This is a genomic window from Myxococcaceae bacterium JPH2 (assembly GCA_016458225.1).
Classification (GTDB): domain Bacteria; phylum Myxococcota; class Myxococcia; order Myxococcales; family Myxococcaceae; genus Citreicoccus.
In genome coordinates, this window is the sequence record JAEMGR010000005.1 from 1 (window position 1) to 18,100 (window position 18,100).

14 protein-coding genes are annotated in these 18,100 nt (G+C 68.6%); 4 read left to right on the plus strand and 10 right to left on the minus strand.

Features of this window, described 5'->3' with window-relative positions; all coding sequences use genetic code 11:
- From JGU66_08925 to JGU66_08940, 4 genes are all read right to left on the minus strand, one after another.
- A partial coding sequence (locus JGU66_08925) for a hypothetical protein (GenBank protein MBJ6760885.1) occupies positions 1-236 on the minus strand: 236 nt, incomplete at its 3' end.
- A 267-nt stretch (positions 237-503) separates the two neighbouring features.
- Positions 504-1,340, minus strand: a complete 837-nt coding sequence (locus JGU66_08930) for a fatty acid desaturase (GenBank protein ID MBJ6760886.1) — start codon at positions 1,338-1,340, stop codon at positions 504-506.
- On the minus strand, positions 1,337-2,761 hold the full coding sequence (locus JGU66_08935) for a cytochrome P450 (protein MBJ6760887.1): 1,425 nt from the start codon (positions 2,759-2,761) through the stop codon (positions 1,337-1,339). Before JGU66_08935 ends, JGU66_08930 begins: the two co-directional genes overlap by 4 nt.
- A 17-nt stretch (positions 2,762-2,778) precedes the next feature.
- Positions 2,779-4,806: a lipoxygenase gene (locus JGU66_08940; GenBank protein ID MBJ6760888.1), complete on the minus strand. Its 2,028-nt coding sequence runs from the start codon at positions 4,804-4,806 to the stop codon at positions 2,779-2,781.
- Positions 4,807-5,074: 268 nt separating this feature from the next.
- Between JGU66_08940 and JGU66_08945 the strand changes: the two genes are divergently transcribed.
- Positions 5,075-6,076, plus strand: a complete 1,002-nt coding sequence (locus JGU66_08945; protein ID MBJ6760889.1) for a hypothetical protein — start codon at positions 5,075-5,077, stop codon at positions 6,074-6,076.
- On the opposite strand, the gene hemH is transcribed toward JGU66_08945, so the two are convergent.
- The 6 genes from hemH to JGU66_08975 form a co-directional block, all read right to left on the minus strand.
- Positions 6,042-7,112 (minus strand): ferrochelatase, encoded by a 1,071-nt coding sequence (gene hemH, locus JGU66_08950; protein MBJ6760890.1) that lies wholly within the window; start codon positions 7,110-7,112, stop codon positions 6,042-6,044. The genes JGU66_08945 and hemH overlap by 35 nt on opposite strands.
- A 12-nt stretch (positions 7,113-7,124) precedes the next feature.
- The gene (apaG, locus tag JGU66_08955; protein ID MBJ6760891.1) at positions 7,125-7,511 is read right to left on the minus strand and encodes a Co2+/Mg2+ efflux protein ApaG; all 387 of its coding nucleotides are present in this window, start codon (positions 7,509-7,511) and stop codon (positions 7,125-7,127) included.
- A 57-nt stretch (positions 7,512-7,568) separates the two neighbouring features.
- Entirely contained in the window at positions 7,569-8,561 is a 993-nt protein-coding gene (locus JGU66_08960; GenBank protein ID MBJ6760892.1) for a TerC family protein, read from the minus strand.
- 93 nt (positions 8,562-8,654) lie between these two features.
- Complete coding sequence (gene glgX, locus JGU66_08965) at positions 8,655-10,799, minus strand: glycogen debranching protein GlgX (GenBank protein MBJ6760893.1); 2,145 nt, start codon at positions 10,797-10,799, stop codon at positions 8,655-8,657.
- Positions 10,796-13,903 carry a malto-oligosyltrehalose synthase gene (gene treY / locus JGU66_08970; protein MBJ6760894.1) on the minus strand — a complete coding sequence of 1,036 codons (3,108 nt, stop codon included), beginning with the start codon at positions 13,901-13,903 and terminating at the stop codon, positions 10,796-10,798. Before treY ends, glgX begins: the two co-directional genes overlap by 4 nt.
- Positions 13,904-14,081: 178 nt before the next feature.
- The gene (locus JGU66_08975; protein MBJ6760895.1) at positions 14,082-14,402 is read right to left on the minus strand and encodes an SWIB/MDM2 domain-containing protein; all 321 of its coding nucleotides are present in this window, start codon (positions 14,400-14,402) and stop codon (positions 14,082-14,084) included.
- Between the two features lie 310 nt (positions 14,403-14,712).
- On the opposite strand from JGU66_08975, the gene JGU66_08980 reads away from it, so the two are divergent.
- From JGU66_08980 to JGU66_08990, 3 genes are all read left to right on the plus strand, one after another.
- The gene (locus tag JGU66_08980; protein ID MBJ6760896.1) at positions 14,713-15,690 is read left to right on the plus strand and encodes an NAD-dependent epimerase/dehydratase family protein; all 978 of its coding nucleotides are present in this window, start codon (positions 14,713-14,715) and stop codon (positions 15,688-15,690) included.
- Between the two features lie 102 nt (positions 15,691-15,792).
- A complete protein-coding gene (locus JGU66_08985) occupies positions 15,793-16,458 on the plus strand; it encodes an HAD-IB family hydrolase (GenBank protein MBJ6760897.1) in 666 nt (221 codons plus the stop codon).
- A 25-nt stretch (positions 16,459-16,483) separates the two neighbouring features.
- Positions 16,484-18,094, plus strand: coding sequence for a DUF2088 domain-containing protein (locus JGU66_08990; protein ID MBJ6760898.1), 1,611 nt, complete (start codon positions 16,484-16,486; stop codon positions 18,092-18,094).
- The last annotated feature ends 6 nt before the right edge of the window (positions 18,095-18,100 follow it).

Below are 18,100 nucleotides of genomic sequence, written 5' to 3' on the forward strand. Positions count from 1 at the left end.
AGCGCGCCCGCGCCCGCTCCCGAGTTGTTGTAGGCATTGCCGCCGCGCGCGCCCACGGCCTTCACGTTCACCGCGTAGACGTTCGCGGGCACCGTGAAGCTCTGGAGCCCACCCGTGTAGTTGAACGTCTGGGTTGTCTGCCCATGCGCGGAGCCCGACAGAAATCCCGTGGTGAGCACCGCCGATACCGCGAGGAACTTCGATATTCCGAGCCTGACTGAATGCGTCTTGGACATCGCGACCACTCCTGCCATGCGGGTTGTCGTGGCCGACACCGGCCACCGCGCAAGCCCATGAGCAAGAGACACGCCACCATGTGTATTGAAGACAACACAGACACCGCGCCCGAGCCCCAGCCTGGGACTCGGCTCGCGTGCGTCTCCATGGGACACAGGTGCGTCCTGGCAGGAAGCTGACGGGTCTACGGGAGCCCATGTCCAACCGGACTCACCGCGAGGAGGCGGGCCCCAGACGTGGCCCCGCCTCCCATGCACCGCCGAGCGTCAGGAGGCCACAGCCTCGGCGGAGGGCTCGATTTGAGCCTCCGTGTTGGTCCACACGAAGGGAATTCCCGGCTGCCGGTAGTGCGTGGCGGGGATGTCCTTCTCCAACTGCGCGTGCAACTCGGGGAGCTGCGACCAGTGCAGGCCATGCTTCGCATGGTGCGCCGTGTGGTAACCCAGGTTGCCCGTCAGCAGGTTGTAGCCCTTGTGCAGGATGTTGAAGGACGCCTGCGTGTGCTCGGTCGCCTCCAGGCCCGTGTGATGGAAATACGTGGCCCACACCGTGACGAACAAAGACGCGCACATGGGCAGCAGGAACACCCAGAGCGCGTTGTACCAGTCATGCCAGAACAGCGCGCCGAGCAGCACCACCTGCAACGCGGCCATGCTCGTGAAGATGCGCAGGACGCGCGGGTGCTCCAGGCCCACCTTGAAGGCGCGCGGATACGCGACCAGCGCCGTGATGAACGAGTACTCCAGCTCGCCCATCGTGGTGCCGTCCTTGCGCTTCCAGCGGGACTCGTCCTTCTCCTGGTCCAGGTAGTTGCGGTGATGGCCCAGCACGTGGTGCAGGAACCACGCGTGGGACGTCACACCGGTCTGAAAGGCAAACACCACCTCGAGGATCCGATTCGGCAGGGCATGCCGGAACATCGGGACGTGCTGGTGGTGGTGGTTCCACGCGCTGATCCACCCCTTCGGAATCACCCACAGGGCGAGCCACAGGATGGGGAACCACCAGCTCCGCGCCTGGAGATAGACGGTCAGGTCCAACGCGAAGGCACAGAAGAACAGCAGGACAGGGATGCGGTCTCGGGGATGCCGGAACAAGGTCATGCGGATTCCACTGCGGGGGTGTCGCCAGGGGGTTGGAGGGACTGCGGGGGCCGCTCCAACAGTCTACCGGTGACGCCCTTGGGAAGAACGACCCCGAAGAAGAATCCCTCCTCGAACGGGGCCGTGGAGTCCACTTGCACCCTCGCACGCGCCGCGAGGGTCGCCAGCGCCGTCTGGAGATACACGACGGCGAAGGCCCCTCCCACGCACGCGCGCGGCCCACGCCCGAAGGGGAAGAAGTAGCCGCTCCCCAGCGGGTCCCTCGCCACGCCGCCGTCGAGCCACCGCTCGGGGACGAACTCCTCGGCGCGGACCCAATGCGTCGGGTCCCGGTGAAGGTGCTGGTTGGAGATCATGATCATCGCGCCCGCCGGCAGCGTCACGCCCGCCAGCTTCGCGTCCGCCGCGGGCGTGCGGGTGAAGACCCGGACCGCGGGCAACAGGCGCATGGCCTCATAGGCGACCGCCTCCGCCCAGGGCGCCCGCCGGAGCGACTCGAAGGTCCACGGCCCCTCACCCAGCGCGGCGGCCTCGGCCGCGAGGCGGGCCTCCGCGGCGGGGAACTTCTGGAGCTGGTGGAACGCTCCCACCAGGGTCGTGCTCGAGGAGAAGACGCCGCCGTAGAAGAACGTCCCCAGCAGGTGCGCCAGCCGCTGCTCGGGCAGGTCCGGCATCTCGCGCAGCGTCCATGACAGCAGGTCCACCCCATGAGGGCGGGGCTTCGCCCGCGCGGCGCGGACCTTCTGGGCGAACAGGCCATAGAACCGCTCGCGCGCCTGCTCGAAGCCCTTGGGCAGGGAGACGAAGCGCAAGGGCAGCTTCGCCTGGATGCGCGCGTCCGCGCCCTTCGCCATCAACATGAAGTCGTCATAGGCCGAGTCGGGCAACGCCTCGCCCACCACCACGGTGGCGAAGGTGTCGAACGTCAGCCGCCGCAGCACGGGCGTGAGGTCCACCGGCCCCGCCGCGAACAAGCCCTCCACGGCCTGAGCGACAGTGGCCTGCATGGGCCCCACCTGCGCCGCCAGCCACGCGGGAGACCACGGCTGCTCCAGAGGGTCACCCCGGCGCTTCTCGGCCCAGTCCTCGCTCTGCTTCGCGATGAACATCGTGTCGTTCGTCACGGTGGGACGGACTTGATCGCTGATGGCGCCCTTCTCGAACTCCAAGCGGCGCGTCTCCATCACCTCTTCGATGAGCGCGGGGTCGTTGAGCACCACGCCCGGGCTGGCGCCCATCCAGATGAGCGTGACGCCGCCGTACTCACGGCCATAGCGCGCGCAGACGTCCCAGGGCGTGGCGCCGAGGAAATCCCCCAGCGTGCCGAGCACTCCGGGCGCGGGCCCGGGCAACGAAGCGAAGGCCTTGCGACGAGCGCCGAAGAACAGGTTGAACACGCCGCGAGAGAACAGGTTCGGCAAGGCGCCTCCAGGGCGTCTCAGACAGTGATGCCGCAGGGAATCCGGTCAGGCTGCAGGACGGTGTACGGCACATCGCGCTGGGCGTTGCGCACCTTCACGGCCTCGAGCTGGGCGCTCAAGCGCGCATGGAAGCGCTCGCGAATGGCGTGAAGCGCGGGCTCGTGGAAGTACTCCTCGTGCCAGCCTCCCGCGTGGAGCAGGTACTCCTCATCATCCCCGAAGCTGGAGAGCGCCCGGCCAATGGCCACCTGCCACAGCGTCTGGGATTTGGTGGGAATCATCGCGGCGATGTCCGCCGGCCCCAGCTTCCCCTTCTCACGCGGCGGCGCGCGGCGAAGGCACAGCGGGGCGTTGGGCACGAAGGCGTAGTGCTCGTACTGGAGATAGTTCACCGCGGCGTGCTGCACGCTCACCGAGAACAGGACGGTGGTGAGGATCTCCACCAGGTCCTCCACGCGGTGGAGCGTCGCACACGGCAACTTCTCCACGGGAAGGCCGTGCGCGGTGAGGTCCTCCCACCAGCGCTGCATCTCCCCATCGGCCACCAGGTCGGCGTCGGTCGCATAGAAGTGCCGCAGGACTCCGCCCACGTACTCCTCCAGCGCATCCCACAGCGGGAGCGACTCGTCGCGATAGGGATAGTCCGGCAGCACGGAGGGCTCCAACACCCCGCGCCGAGCCAGGTCGCGGCGCGGCTGGTTGTCCCGCAGGGTCCAGCGCGCGAAGCCCTTCTTGCCCAACTGGAGGTGCCCCTTGTCCGGGCCTCCCGTGGCGATGAAGTCGTCGAACACCGCGCCCTCGGCCAGCAGGCCCTTGCGCGCCCCGTCGTTGATGGCGAGCGTGTAGCGGAAGTGCCGGCGCAGCAGTTTGTAGACGGGATGCGGATCCGGCAGGTTGCGCATCGTCGCCAGGACGAAGGGCTCGGCAATGAAGTGGGTCCGCAGCGCGTGCGACACCATCTGGTGCGTGTTGCCCTCGCTGCACCGCACGTAGATTTTCGCGGCCAGCCAGTCGTACTCCCCATCGTTCGGCGTGAAGACGGGGTCCTGCCTCGCGTCGCGTCCCAGCTGGATGGCGAGCGGTCTCAATCGCTGGCTGTCATCCAGGAACAACAGACACCGGGCAGCGGGCGCCCAGCGGCGCTCCTCCTCGCCCTCCTTCCCCACCTTCCGGAACATCGGGATGTCTTCGAGGATCTCGAAGTCGATCAAGAAGACGCGCTGGGCCTCGAACGCGCCCGCCAGCGTCAGCCCCGGGGACAAGAGCCCGCGGACCTCATGGTCCGTCAGCGGCATTCCCTCGGGAAGCGCGCGCATGAGCGTGACATGGATGGGATTGATGCCCTGCACCGCTTGCCGCGCGAACTCGTGGTCGTCCTTCCAGCGGTGCGACAGCTGGGGCAGCTCGATGCCCTTGAAGAAGTCGAAGATGTCCACCAGCCCGTTCCACGCGCTCGCCAGCATGGGCAGATGCAACTGGATGGCGGCCAGTGTCTTGGCGATGACCACCTCGTAGCTGCCCTCGCGCAAGCCTCGGTAGAGCTCATCCTTCGGCAGCGGCCTCGCTTCGCTGATGTCGAGCGCGCCGGGCAGCCCTTGCGTGGCCTCGGGCGAACGCCAGACATACATCTGCTGCCGGACCTGGAGTTGCTCCAGTCGCGCGGACGCCTCGCGCTCGCTGCGCGCGTGCTGCGGAAGTCTCGCCGTTCCTTCCAGGACCTCGGCGTGGGCACCACTCAGAATCCAGCGGAAGAAGGGGAAGTGCCATTGCCGCTCCCCCGAGGACACCTGGACCGTGTCGAGCAGCCAGTCCCCCGCCACGCCACCCGAGTTGCTCAGGCGCAGGAGCAGCAGCTCACCCACGTCGCGGTCCGTGACGGAGTAGACCTCCTCCGAACCGGCCTCGAAGTCATTGTGAAAGCGCCGGTCCAGGGCATGCGACGCGCTCTCTCCCTCCGTCCCCACCAGGACGACGGAGATGGTCCCGTCCGTCCCCGCCCCCAACCGTGCGCTCGTGCGAATCGTGAGCTTGTACTCGACAGTCATGACCCTCTCGGCTTTCGCGGGCAGACCGTAGGACGCGACAAAAGTACCCGCAAATGAAGTCCCCCACCCTTTGGAATGCCTTGAAAGTACTGAAGTACACGCTCTCTTCGGCCTGTTGGGATGATCCGGAAGAAGGCAACGCCTGGAGCCCAAACCATCCCATGCGACAGGCGCGTCTCCCCGCGTCAATGCATGACACGGCCACTCGCCGGCTTGAACTCCCGTGGGGCCCTCGATATCCCGCGCCGGTACTCAGGAGCGTCCCAACGTGAAGCGAAGCCTGTCTGGATTGGTCGTCGCCCTCGCGCTCACCGCCTGCAAGGAAGAGCCGCGCGGGAAGATGGAGCCGATTGCCCGTCCCCCCACGCCCGCGGGTGCGCCGGCCGCTCCCGTGGCGAAGGCCGCAGCGGAGGTCCCCGCAGAGGGCTCCGTGCTGCTGCGCTGGAAGCTGGCCAAGGGCGACCCCCGGGTCTTCCGCCTGTCGCTCACGCCGGAAGCCGCCGCCGCCAGTGAGCCCGCCACGCCCCCCGCGCGCGCCGACAAGAAGAAGGGCCGCGACGCCAAGGCCAAGGCCGAGGCCCCCGAGCCCGCGCCGACGATGACGCCCACCGAGCTGACCTATCTGCTGGAGCGCACGAGCGGCGGGGACGCGCTGCTGCGAATCACTCCCGCGAGCGGCGCCCCAGACGAAGCCAGCCTGAGCGACCGCGGCTTCGTGCTGGAGGGACTCCAGGGCGCCACGCGCAACACCGCGACGCTGGTGCTGGAGCTGCCGCGTGACGCGGTCCGCGTGGGCGACACCTGGTCGCTGGCCACCGAGCTGGTGGTGCCCGACGTCTTCGGCCGCGACTTCCACCGCACCGCGAGCGAGCGCCACAACCGCGTGAAGCTGGCCGCCCTGACGCCCGCGGAGAACGGCGAGCAAGTGGCCGTCATCGAGTACGACCTGGGCGAGCAGCTCTCCGGCACCGTCCCTCCCGGCTACAAGCCGCCCGACGCGCGCCCCGGGGCCGACGAGGGCAAGAAGACCTCGGGCACGCAGGACGTGGCGGTGGACGTGAAGGTCACCGCGCGCGGCGAGTTCCTGGTGAAGGCCGGACACTGGCGCACGTGGGAGGGCACCTTCACCACCGTGACGAAGGGCCCCTCGCGCGCCGCCGTGCAGCTCCCCGCGGGCACGCAGAAGGTGCGCCTCAGCGCGATGGACGCCGCGCCCGCCGCGCCTTCCGCGCCCGCTACCCCGCCAGCGGCTCAGCCGGCCGCGCCGTAGCGCCGTCCGACGCGCGCACCAACTGGACCACCGCGTCCACCCACGCCGGGTGGGCGTTGAGGGAGGGGACGAGCGTCAGCGACTCTCCTCCGGCCGCCACGAACTGCTCACGCGCGCGCAGGCCCACTTCCTCCAGCGTCTCCAGGCAGTCCGCCACGAACGCCGGGCACATCACCGCGAGCCGCTTCACGCCGCGCACGGCCAGCTCGGGCAGCACCTCGTCCGTGTAGGGCTTCACCCACGGCGTCCGCCCCAGCCGGGACTGGAACGACACGGTGTAGCCCTCCGGCTTCAGCCCGAGCCGCTCCGCCAACATGCGCGCCGTCGCGTAGCACTGCGCGCGGTAGCAGTGCCGGTTCACGTCGGTGAGCGTGTCGCAGCACTTCGACGAGGCGAGGCAGTGGCTCCCGGACGGGTCGCTCTTGCGCATGTGGCGCTCGGGCAGCCCGTGGAAGCTGAACAGCACATGGTCCGCGCGGGCCTCGGAGATGACCGGCCGCGCCACCGTGGCGAACGCATCGAGGAAGCCCGGCGCGTCGTAGAACGCGGGCACCGCGCGCACGTTGGGGACGTCCCAGCCCTCGGTCATCACCTCGTAGAGGCGCGCCAGCGAGGACGAGGACGACGACGTGGCCTCCTGCGGGTACAGGGGCAGCACCGTGAAGTCCGTCACCCCCCGCGCGCGCAGCGACGCCACCGCGTCCGGCAGCGAGGGATTGCCATAGCGCATGGCGAGCGCCACCTCGTACTCGCCCTTCAGTTGCTCGGCCACCGCGGCGGTCAGCGCCTTGCTGTGCACGAGCAGCGGCGAGCCCTCCGGCATCCACACTTTGCGATAGGCCTCCGCGCTCTTGGCGGGGCGGAACGGCAGGATGAAGAGGTTGAGGAGCAACCAGCGGCCCACCGGGTGGATGTCCACCACGCGCGGGTCGCTCAAGAACTCGCGCAGGTAGCGCCGCACCGGCCCGGACTCGGGCGCGTCCGGCGTCCCCAGGTTGATGAGCAGGAGCCCCCGCTTCGCGCTTGGCATGGCCATGGAGCGCGGGCCTCAGTGCAGCGCGTTCGGCAGCGTGAGGGCGAACTCCGCGATGCGCGCATCGAAGTGCGTGCCATCCGGGCGCACCATCGCGTAGGTGCCGCGCATGGTGCCGAACGGCGTGCGCAGCATCGCCCAGCTCGTGTACTCGAAGCGCTCGCCCGGCCCCAGCTTCGGCTGGCGCCCCACCACTCCCTCGCCCTTCACCTCTTCGACCCGGCCCTCGGAATCAGTGATGACCCAGTGCCGGCTCTGGAGCTGCGCGGGTGCCTCACCCTCGTTCATGATCTCCACCTTGTAGGTGAAGGCGAACTGGCCGGACTCGGGCGCGCTGCGCTCGGGCCAGAAGGCTGGCCGCACGGTGATGCGAATGCCGTCGGTGGTGGCGGAGGAAGACATGTCTCCACATTTGGCCGGCGCGCCGCCGAGACGCAAGGAAAAGACCCGCCCGGGGGCCTAGCTCTTCACGCGCTTCCGGTCCTGCTCGGCTTCCGTCGAAGACGTGGACTCCGGTGACGTGGACTCTGGCTCGGGAGGACGCGGCCAGATGAACGACGCCCCAATGGCCAGCGCCAGGGTGCCCGCGATGACGCCCAGGGAGATGCCGGTGGAGACGTGGATGTCGAAGAACTCGATGAGCATCTTCACGCCCACGAAGGCGAGGATGACGCTCAGCGCCAGCTTCAGGTAGTGGAACCTGTCCATCAAGCTGGAGACCACGAAGAACAGCGAGCGCAGGCCCAGGATGGCGCAGACGTTGGACGAGTAGGCGATGAAGGCGTTGCCGCTCAAGCCCAGCACCGCGGGGATGGAGTCCACCGCGAACAGCAGGTCCGTGGCCTCCACCACCAGCAGCACGACGAACAGCGGCGTCACCTTGCGGCGGCCGTCCTCGGTGATGAAGAAGTGGCTGCCCTGCCCTTGGCTCGCCACGGGCAGCACGCGCCGCGCCACGCGCACCACCAGCCCCGCCTCGGGATCCGCCTCGTCGTCGTCATCCGAGACGAGCATCTTCACCGCGGTGAAGACCAGGAACGCGCCGAAGATGTAGAGGATCCAGTGGAAGCGCCGCACCAACTCCGTGCCCGCGATGATGAGGCAGGCGCGCATCACGAAGGCGCCAAGGATGCCCCAGAACAGCACGCGGTGCTGATGCTCGGGCGCCACGCGGAAGTAGCTGAAGACGAGCAGGAAGACGAAGAGGTTGTCGACGCTGAGCGCGTACTCGACCACGTAGGCCGTCAGCCACTGCGTGGCGTGGGTGCTCCCGGCGAAGTGCCAGATGCCGCCGGCGAACGCGAGGCTGAGGGACACCCAGACGAGCGTCCAGAGCCCCGCCTCCTTGGGCGTCACCACGTGTTCCTTGCGATGGAACAGCCCCAGGTCCAGGGCGAGCATCGCCAGGACGAAGACGTTGAAGCCCACCCAGATGGACAAAGGTGTTTGCACGTGCGTTTCCTGGCTCAGGACGAACCGGAGCGCACCCTAGTGGCGGGCGGCCCCCGGCGTCGACCCCTCCGTAACGCAGCGCGTGCCGGGTGGCTACTCCCATTCCGTGGCGGGACGTCTCAGCACCAGCACGGAGCGCCCACCCACCTGCACCCGGCCACCCGCGGGGGTGTGCGTGCGCTGTGACTCGCCGCATGCGGCGGTGTCCACCACCAGCTCCCAGTCCGCGCCCCACTCGAGCGCGGGCAGCAAGAAGGTGATGGGCTCGTGGTGCGCGTTCATCAGCACCAGCAGCGTGTCGCCGACGATGCGATTGCCCTCGTCATCCGGCGTGGCGATGGCGTCTCCGCCCAGCAGAAAGCCCAGGGAGCGGACGTAGGGCTTCTCCCAGTCGTCCTTGCGCATCTCCTTGCCGTCGGGCCGGAACCACGCGAGGTCCTTCAGCTCGCTGTCCCAGATGTGCGCGCCGCGGAAGAAGCGGCGCTTGCTGAGCACCGGCTGCTCGCGCCGCAGCTTCGCCATCCGCACGGTGAAGTCGAGGAACTGCCGCTGGGTGTCGCTCAAATCCCAGTTCACCCACGCCAGCTCGTTGTCCTGGCAGTAGGCGTTGTTGTTGCCGTGCTGGGTGCGGCCCATCTCGTCGCCGGCCACCAGCATGGGCACGCCCTGGGACAAGAAGAGCGTGGCGAGGAAGTTGCGCTTCTGTTGCTCGCGCAGCGCGTTCACCTTCGGGTCGTGCGTCTCGCCCTCCACCCCGCAGTTCCAGGAGTGGTTGTCATTGGCGCCGTCCCGATTGTCCTCGCCGTTCGCCTCGTTGTGTTTGTCGTTGTAGGTGACCAGGTCGTGCAGCGTGAAGCCATCATGCGCGGTGACGAAGTTCACGCTCGCGGTGGGCTTGCGCCCGGAGAGCGCATACAGGTCCGAGCTGCCCGTGAGCCGATAGCCAATCTCCGCCGCCTGCCGGTCATCGCCCTTCCAGTAGCGGCGAATGGTGTCTCGGTACTTGCCGTTCCACTCGCTCCACAGCACCGGGAAGTTGCCCACCTGGTAGCCGTAGTCGCCCACGTCCCACGGCTCCGCGATGAGCTTCACCCGGCTGAGCACCGGGTCCTGATGGAGAATCTGGAAGAAGGCCGCGCGCGTGTCATAGCCCTGCCGGTCTCTGCCCAACGTCGTGGCCAGGTCGAAGCGGAACCCGTCCACATGCATGACCTCCACCCAGTAGCGCAGCGAGTCCGCCACCAGCTTCAGGGCGTTGGGGTTCGTGGCGTTCCACGAGTTCCCGCAGCCGGTGAAGTCCATGTAGTAGCGCGGGTCCTTCTCCGCGAGCCGGTAGTACGCGCCGTTGTCCAGGCCCTTGAAGGACAGCGTGGGCCCCAGGTGATTGCCCTCGCACGTGTGGTTGTAGACGACGTCGAGGATGACCTCGAGCCCCGCGCGGTGCAGCAGCTTCACCATCCCCTTGAACTCGGCGACCTGCTCGCCGCGCGAGCCCGAGGCGCTGTAGCGCGCGTCCGGAGAGAAGAAGTTGAGGGTGTTGTAGCCCCAGTAGTTGGTGCGCCCCTTCTGCGACAGGAAGGGCTCATCCATGAACGCGTGGATGGGCAGGAGTTCCACGGCGGTGACACCCAGGCGCTTGAGGTGCTCGATGGCGGCCGGGTGCGCCAGTCCCGCGTAGGTGCCACGCAGTGACTCGGGCACTCGCGGGTGTCGCTTGGTGAAGCCCTTGACGTGCAGCTCGTAGAGGACCGTCTTGTGCCACGGCGTCTCCAAGCGCCGGTCCCCTTCCCAATCGAAGTCATCCGTCAGCACCACGCCCTTGGGCACGCCCCACGCGTCGTCGCGCAGGTCCGGCTCCAGGTCCTCGGCGCGAGGCGACGGGGCATAGCCATACAGCGGGGCCGTGGGGTCCACGCGGCCGTGGAGCGCGCGCGCATACGGGTCCACCAGCAGCTTGTGCGGGTTGAAGCGCAGGCCCTTCTTCGGCTCGTAGGGGCCGTGCACGCGCAGGCCATACAGCGCGCCCGGGCGCACGTCCGGCGCGTAGCCGTGCCACACGTGGTGCGTCATCTCCAGCAAGGGGAAGCGGCGCAGCTCGCGCGCCGGATTCGCGGGGTCGAAGAGGCAGACCTCCACCTTCCGGGCGTGCTCGCTGCAAACGGCGAAGTTGACGCCGCTCCCGTCAAACGTGGCGCCCAGGGGGAACGGCCTCCCTGGAAGCACCTCGGCCCGCCTCATCCCGCGCTCCTCTCCGGCTCCAGCAGCACCACCGGGAACTCCGCGAGCAGCGGCGCGAGGGGCAGCACGCCGCCGCCCGACCCACGCTCGGGCCGCACCCGCCGCCCCGTGAAGACATTGCGGAACATCATGCCCGCATATGCCTCGGGAAGGTCCAGGAACGTGCCGTCGTGGGCTCCCGCCAGCCCGCCCGGCGACTCCAGCGCGGAGAGCGTGAAGCGCGGCGCACAGGCCACCACCACGCCCGCCGCGTGCTCCCGCGCGAAGGCCACCCCCGCCTGGGCCCGAGGACCGGCGAGGTCCAGCGCCCGGTAGCCCCCCGCACGAAAGAGCGCGGGCCACCGCTGGCGCAGGCGCAGTCCCTCGGCCAGGAGGTAGAGCTTCGCCCGGCCGTCATCCAGGTCCCGCGTGAGCTGCGCGCACACGCCAGGGCGGTCCACCTCCGCGGCGGCGTCCAGCTCCGCGAGCCACCGCGCCCGCAGCGCGAAGTCCACGGGCCGGCGGTTGTCGGGATCCACCAGCGACAGGTCCCACAACTCGGAGCCCTGATAGGTGTCCGCCACGCCGGGCGAGGCCAGCTTGAGCAGGAGCTGGCCGAGCGCGTTGTGTTGCCCCGCCCGTTCGATGCGGCGCTTGAAGGCCTCCACGTCTTCCAGGAAGGCCGTGCCACGCCGAGGGTCGAAGCACGCGTCCACGAAGCGCGCCATCGCTTCGTCATAGGCGCTGTCCGGGTTGGTCCACGAGGTGCGGACCTTGGCCTCCTTGATGGCCTTGCCCATGTACTCGCGCACGCGGCGCTGGAAGTCGTCGCGCTCCGGGCCCGCGAGCACCGACCCCATCGGCCAGGCGCCCACGACCGTCTGGAAGAAGAGGTACACGTCGTTGGGACTCGGCGCGGGCCCCGAGGGCAGCTCCTCGACGAAGCGGGCGGTGAGCCGGCCCCAGCGACGCACGCGCTTGCGCCACTCCTCGGGCAGCTCGGTGAGCACGTGGATGCGCGCGCGCACGTCCTCGCTGCGCTTGGTGTCGTGCGTGCTGGTGGTGAGCATGCTCGCCGGCCAGCGCTCCGCGCGCTCCTGGTTGCGCAGGTGGAAGGTGGTGGCCCGCACGCCAAAGCGCTCCGGCTCTCCACCCACCTCGTTGAGGCTCACCAGCCGGTTGTAGAGGTAGAAGACCGTGTCCTCCAGCCCCTTGGCCATGACAGGCCCGGTGAGCTGTTGCAACTTCATGGCGAAACGCAGCATCCCCGCGCGCTCGGGCTCGGCCACGTGCTCCGGGTAGCGGCGCAGGAGGATGTCGCGCAGGAAGTCGAAGATGGAGGCGTTGGTGGTGGCGTTGCGCTCCTTGGCCCGCTGGATCGTCCACTCGATGTACTGCACGTCGCGCGCGTCCAGCTCGGGGCGCCAGCCGTCCACGTAGGTGCGATAGACGGGGAACAGCGCGATGAACTCGATGAGCGCGCGGCGCAGGCTGTTGAGCGTGAAGTCGCGCGTGCGGCGGTTCAGCTCGGAGATGCGATTGAGCTCGTGCGCGAGCACGTTGATCTCACTCGACATGGAGTCGCGCATGATGAGCCGCTTCTTCTCGTACACGAGCTCCGGGAAGTCCTGGCGTCCGCCGATGAAGCGCTCGTAGGTCTCCGTCAGGTGCGACTCCGCCGCGGGGTGGACGAAGAGGCCGCTCACCGCGTTGGCGAAGCGGTAGCCCGTGGTGCCGTGCACCGCCCACGACTCGGGGATGCGCTCGCGACCGCCTTGAATCTTCTCCACCGCGACGAACAACGACTTGCGCAGCGGGCTGTCGGGGTGCGCGGTCACCTCGGCGCGCCAGAGCTCGCGCAGCCGCGCCTCCACCTGCGGCCAGCGCGCATCGTCGGCGGTGCCTCGCGCCGAGAAGAGCGCGCGCGCCTTCTCCACGAAGAAGCCCTCTTGCAGGTCCAGGAAGTAGGCGGTGGGGTCGAACAGGCCGTCCGGATGGTCGATTCGCAGCCCGGTGACGCGGTCCTCGCCCAGCCACTGGAAGACGCGCTGGTGCGCCTCCAGGAAGACGTCCGGGTCCTCCATCCGGATGGCCGCCAGCCCGTTGATGTCGAAAAAGCGACGGTAGTTGATCTCCTCTCCCGCCACGCGCCAGTGGGCGAGCCGGTAGCTGCACCGCGCGAGCACCGCGTCCAGCAGGTCGAACGAGCGCGGATTGCCCGGGCTCCCGTTGAACACATGGACGTTCTCCTCCACGTACTGCGCCAGCTCGGGGCTCGCCGTCACCACCGCGGCCAGCCTCCGCTTGATGACCTCCTTCTCGCGGTGCCGCTCGATGACCTTGGCGCGCTCCAGCTCGGTGCGCGGCGGGAGGTGCTCGATGGCGGTGAGGATGGAGAGCAGCTCCACGAGGGGAGGAGCGTCCGCGCCCAGCCGCGCCTCCAGCCGCTCCAGGCCCTGCCGGAGAATTCGCCCGTACTGACGCGGGGCCACCGGCAGGAGGTGGTCGTAGTAGTGGAGGAAGAACGCCCCGTCACGGAAGGACAGGCGCAGCTCGCCGCGCTCCAGGACGATGCCGTACTGGTCTCCGAGGATGGGCAGCAGCACCTTGTCGCGCAGCTCGTCCTTCACCGGCCGCCAGTCGATGTCGAACGTCCGCGCGTAGAGCGAGGCCGGTCCATTCTCCAGCACGTCGAACCACAGGCGGTTGTCCCGCTCGATGCCCATGTGGTTGGGCACCACGTCCAGCACCTGCCCCATGCCGTGCTGGCGCAGCGTGGCGCCGAGCGCGGCGTGGTGCTCCGCGGTGCCCACCTCCGGGTTGAGCTGCTGGTGGTCCACACAGTCGTACCCGTGGGGGCTGCCCGGTGTCGCCTTCAGGTAGGGCGACGCATACAGGTCACTGACCCCCAGGCGCGCCAGGTACGGCACCACCGCGCGGGCGTGCTGGAAGGTGAACCCCTGATGGAACTGGACGCGGTACGTGGACAGCGGCGGAGCGCGGCGTGACGCCAGCGCCTCCTGGACCCGCGCGTAGAGCCCCCTGGCCAAGGCCTCCACCGCCTCGGCGTGGCGCGCGCCTCCGGCGGATGGAGGCCCCTCCTCTTCCAGCCCGTCGAGCAACATGCGGCTGAGAGGTAGGGCCTGGGCACCGCGCCCGCCAGCCGCGCCGGCGGACTTCGACGTCCAGCCAACGCTCCAGGGGCCCGAGATGACTGCCGACAAGCAGAGGGCCCGCCACGCATTCACGCGGGCGAGCCCTCAAGATACAGAAGCCGAAGCGACCCTCGCGGGTCCGGCTAGATCAGCTGAGCTGCTTGTTCACCAGCGAGGTCATCTCGAACATGGTGACGTTCTTCTTGCCGCCGAAGATGGGCTTGAGCTTGTCGTCGGCGTTGATCTGACGCTTGTTCTTGGCGTCCTGCAGGCTGTTCTTCTTGATGTACGCCCACAGCTTCTTGACGACCTCGGTGCGAGGCAGCGGCTTGCTTCCGACAATCTCCGCCAGCGCGGCCGAAGGAGTCATCTCCTTCATGAACGACGCGTTGGGCTTGCGCGCGGCAGGCTTGGCGGGCTTCTTGGCAGCAGCGGTCGTCTTCTTCGCAGCAGCTTTCTTAGCGGCCATTCGTCTTCAGTCTCCTCCCCTCCGAAGGGGACGTTGCACGGCCTGCTTTCCTCATCAAGCGAGAGCCGATGGCGGCGTAGTAACACGGCCGAGCCCGAAAAACAGCCGTCTTCCGTGCTTTTTCCCTCGGAGAATGCTCCGCGCAACGCATTTCGGGCCGAAAACTCGGCCCGGGAGCGGGTTCTCCGACGGGATTTTGGCGCCTCGACGCAGGCGGAGCCGCCATTCCGGCCCCTGCGGGCGCGCTCCCTCGGGGAAATGGGCCCGCCGCCCAGTGGACGGGATGTGCTTTTTCGGATGAAACAGCGCCATGAACGCCCTCATCACCGGTGCCGGAGGCTTCCTGGGAACCTGGCTGGCGCGAGCGCTCGCCGCGCGCGGCGACACCGTGGCCTGTCTGCTGCGGCGCACCACGGACGCCTCGGGACTGGAGGGTATCCCTTACACGCGGGTGGAGGGGGACGTGACGGACCCAGCCTCCCTGGCCCGCGCGGTGGCCGGGCGGGACGTCGTCTTCCACCTGGCCGGCATCCGCCGCGCCGCCGCCCGCGACGAGTTCATGCGCGTCAACGCGGACGCCACGCGCCTGCTCTGCGACGCCATGGTGGCCACCGGCACGCGTCCCCGGCTGGTGTTCTGCGGCTCCCTCGCCGCGCACGGGCCCTCCACCCCCAGCCGGCCCCACGTGGAGGAGGACCCCTTCCAGCCCTATGAGTGGTACGGCGAGAGCAAGGCCGAGGGCGAGCGCATCGCCTTCTCCTATGCGGACCGCCTGCCCGTGACGGCCACGCGCCCCCCTCGCATCCTCGGCCCCGGCGACAAGGAGAACCTCGCCTTCTTCAAGCTCGTGCAGCGCGGCATCCGGCTGGAGCTGACCGGGGGGCCCCGCCCGCTCACCATGGTGGACGTGGAGGACGTGGTGGACCAGCTGTTGCTCCTCGGCGAGCGGCCCGAGGCGCTGGGCGAGGCCTTCTTCTGCGCGGGCCCCGAGGCCCTGTCGCTGGAGGAGGTGGAGGACCTGGGGGCCCAGGCGCTGGGCGTCACGCCGCGGACCGTGCGGATGAGCCCCGCGGTCCTCAAGGCCCTGGCCACGGCCGCGGACGGCATCACGCGGGTGACGGGGCGCAAGCTTCCCTTGAACCGCAAGCTGGCGCGTCAGCTCACGGCCCCCGCCTGGACGTGCTCCGGCGCCAAGGCCGAGCGCCTGCTCGGGTTTCGGCCTCGGCGCGATTTGGCGGACTCCATCCGCCGCAGCGCCGAGTGGTACCGCGCGCAGGGATGGCTGTAGTCCGAGTCGCCGTGGGGCACCACGGGGCCCCGTGCCCTCCCGGCGTCGTTGACCTCACCCCCCCGGGGATGGGAGGAAGCCCGACGCCACATGCTCGCCAAAGTGCCCGCCAAAGCAGCTTTCTTCGATGTCGACGGGACGCTCGTCCGGACGAACGTCGTCCATGTCTACGCGTATTACGCGATGAACCGAGGTTCGCTGCGGGGCATCGCGGGCCGAACCCTGTCGACGGCGCTCAGTGCGCCGCTCTTCGGGGTGATGGACATGGTCAACCGCAAGGCGTTCAACGAGTTCTTCTACCGGTACTACGCCGGGTTGAGCGAGGACCGCCTTGTCACCATCGCCGAGGACATGTTCGAGGACGTCCTCAAGCCCGCCCTCTTCGAGCAGTCCCAGGACCTCATCGACGAGGCCCGTCGCAGCGGCTGCAAGGTGGTGCTCGTCACCGGAGCGCTGGACTTCACCATGCGCCCGCTGGCCCGCCACCTGGGCTGCGATGACGTCATCGCCAACAAGATGCAGTACGTGGGCGGCAAGGCCACCGGAAAGGTGATTCCGCCCATCATCGAAGGCGCCAACAAGGCCAACGCCATCCGCGCGTATTGCGAGCGAGAGGGCCTGGCCCTCAACAAGTGCCATGGCTACTCGGACAGCGCCTCCGACTACGCCATGCTCGCGGTGGTGGGTCGCCCCACCGCGGTGAATCCGGACCTGCGGCTGCGCTCGCTCGCGCGCGCCTACAACTGGCCCATCCTGGACCTGAAGTAACACCTCCCCCTTTCCCCCTCCATTCATGCGCCCGCTCAAGACGCTCCAGAAGCTGTACGACGAGGAAAGCCAGGTGGTCATCACGGAGAAGGGCAGCCCGCCTCGGGCGCTCTTCTACGGCGAAGGCTTCCTCCAGGAGGATTTGCCCGTGGGAACGCGGGTCATCTTCCCGCGCCCGCCCATGGCCGGCGTGCCCAACGTGAAGGCCGCCATCCGCTGGGCCATCAACCACCCCGAGGGCATGGAGCCGCTGCACGCGCTGCTCCGCCCGGGCATGCGCCTGACGTGCGTCATCGACGACATCAGCGTCCCCTTGCCCCCCATGGTCACCCCGGACGTGCGCCAGTCCATCCTCGAGGTGGTGCTGGAGCTGTGCGCGGACAGCGGCGTGGATGACGTGCACCTGGTCATCGCCAACGCGCTCCATCGCCGGATGACCGAGGGCGAGATGAAGCGCATGGTGGGCGACAAGATTTTCGACGCCTACTACCCGGACCGCTACTACAACCACGACGCCGAGGACCCGGACGGCATCACCGAGTTGGAGCGCACGTCGCACGGCGAGGTGGTGGCGGTGAACCGCCGCGTGGCGGAGAGCGACCTCATCGTCTACGTGAACGTGAACTTCGTGCCCATGAACGGCGGGCACAAGTCCATGGGCACCGGCGTGACGAACTACGCGTCGCTGCGGCACCACCACAACCCGAAGACCATTCGCGACTCCGACAGCTACATGGAGCCGAAGGCGAGCGCGCTGTACACGAAGAACTCGCGCATCGGGACGGTCATCGACCAGACGCTCAAGGTCTTCCACATCGAGACCACGCTGAACAACCGCATGTTCGGCTCGGCCACGGACTTCCTCGCCAAGCGCGAGGAGGACTACAGCGAGGCGGACCGGCTGAAGTTCCAGGCCCTGCGCTACACGCTGTCCAAGCTGCCGCGCGCGGCCGCGCGCAAGGTGCTCAGCGCCATCCCCGCGCCCTATGACGTGACGGGCGTGTTCGCGGGCGCCACCGAGCCCACCCACGCCAAGACGCTGGAGACGAGCTGGAAGCAGTACGTGGTGCCGGTGGAGGGACAGAGCGACATCGTCATCTTCCCCATCCCGTTCATCAGCCCGTACAGCGTCAACTCCATCCTCAACCCGCTGCTCGTGCAGGTGATGGGGCTGGGCTACTTCTACAACCTCAACCGCGGCGTGCCCCTCTTGAAGAAGGGCGGCGTGCTCATCCTCCTGCACCCGGCCTACGACGAGTTCGACCCCGTGCAGCACCCCAGCTACATCGAGTTCTTCCACCGGCTGCTGCCGGAGACGCGGGACTCCATGAAGCTGGAGCACAAGTACGAGAAGGAGTTCGCGGAGAACCCCAGCTACGTGCACCTGTACCGCAAGGGCAACGCCTACCACGGCGTGCACCCCTTCTACATGTGGTACTGGGGCGAGAACGGGCGCCAGCAGGCCGGCAAGGTCATTGTCGCGGGCGCGGAGAACAACCACGTCCCTGCCCTCATGGGCATGGACCGCACGGACACCCTCGCCGAGGCCATTGAAGAGGCCCGCGGCTTCATGGGTCGCTCGGCCACCATCAGCCTGCTGCGCATCGCGCCCACGGTGATGGTGGACGTGAAGTGAGGGAGT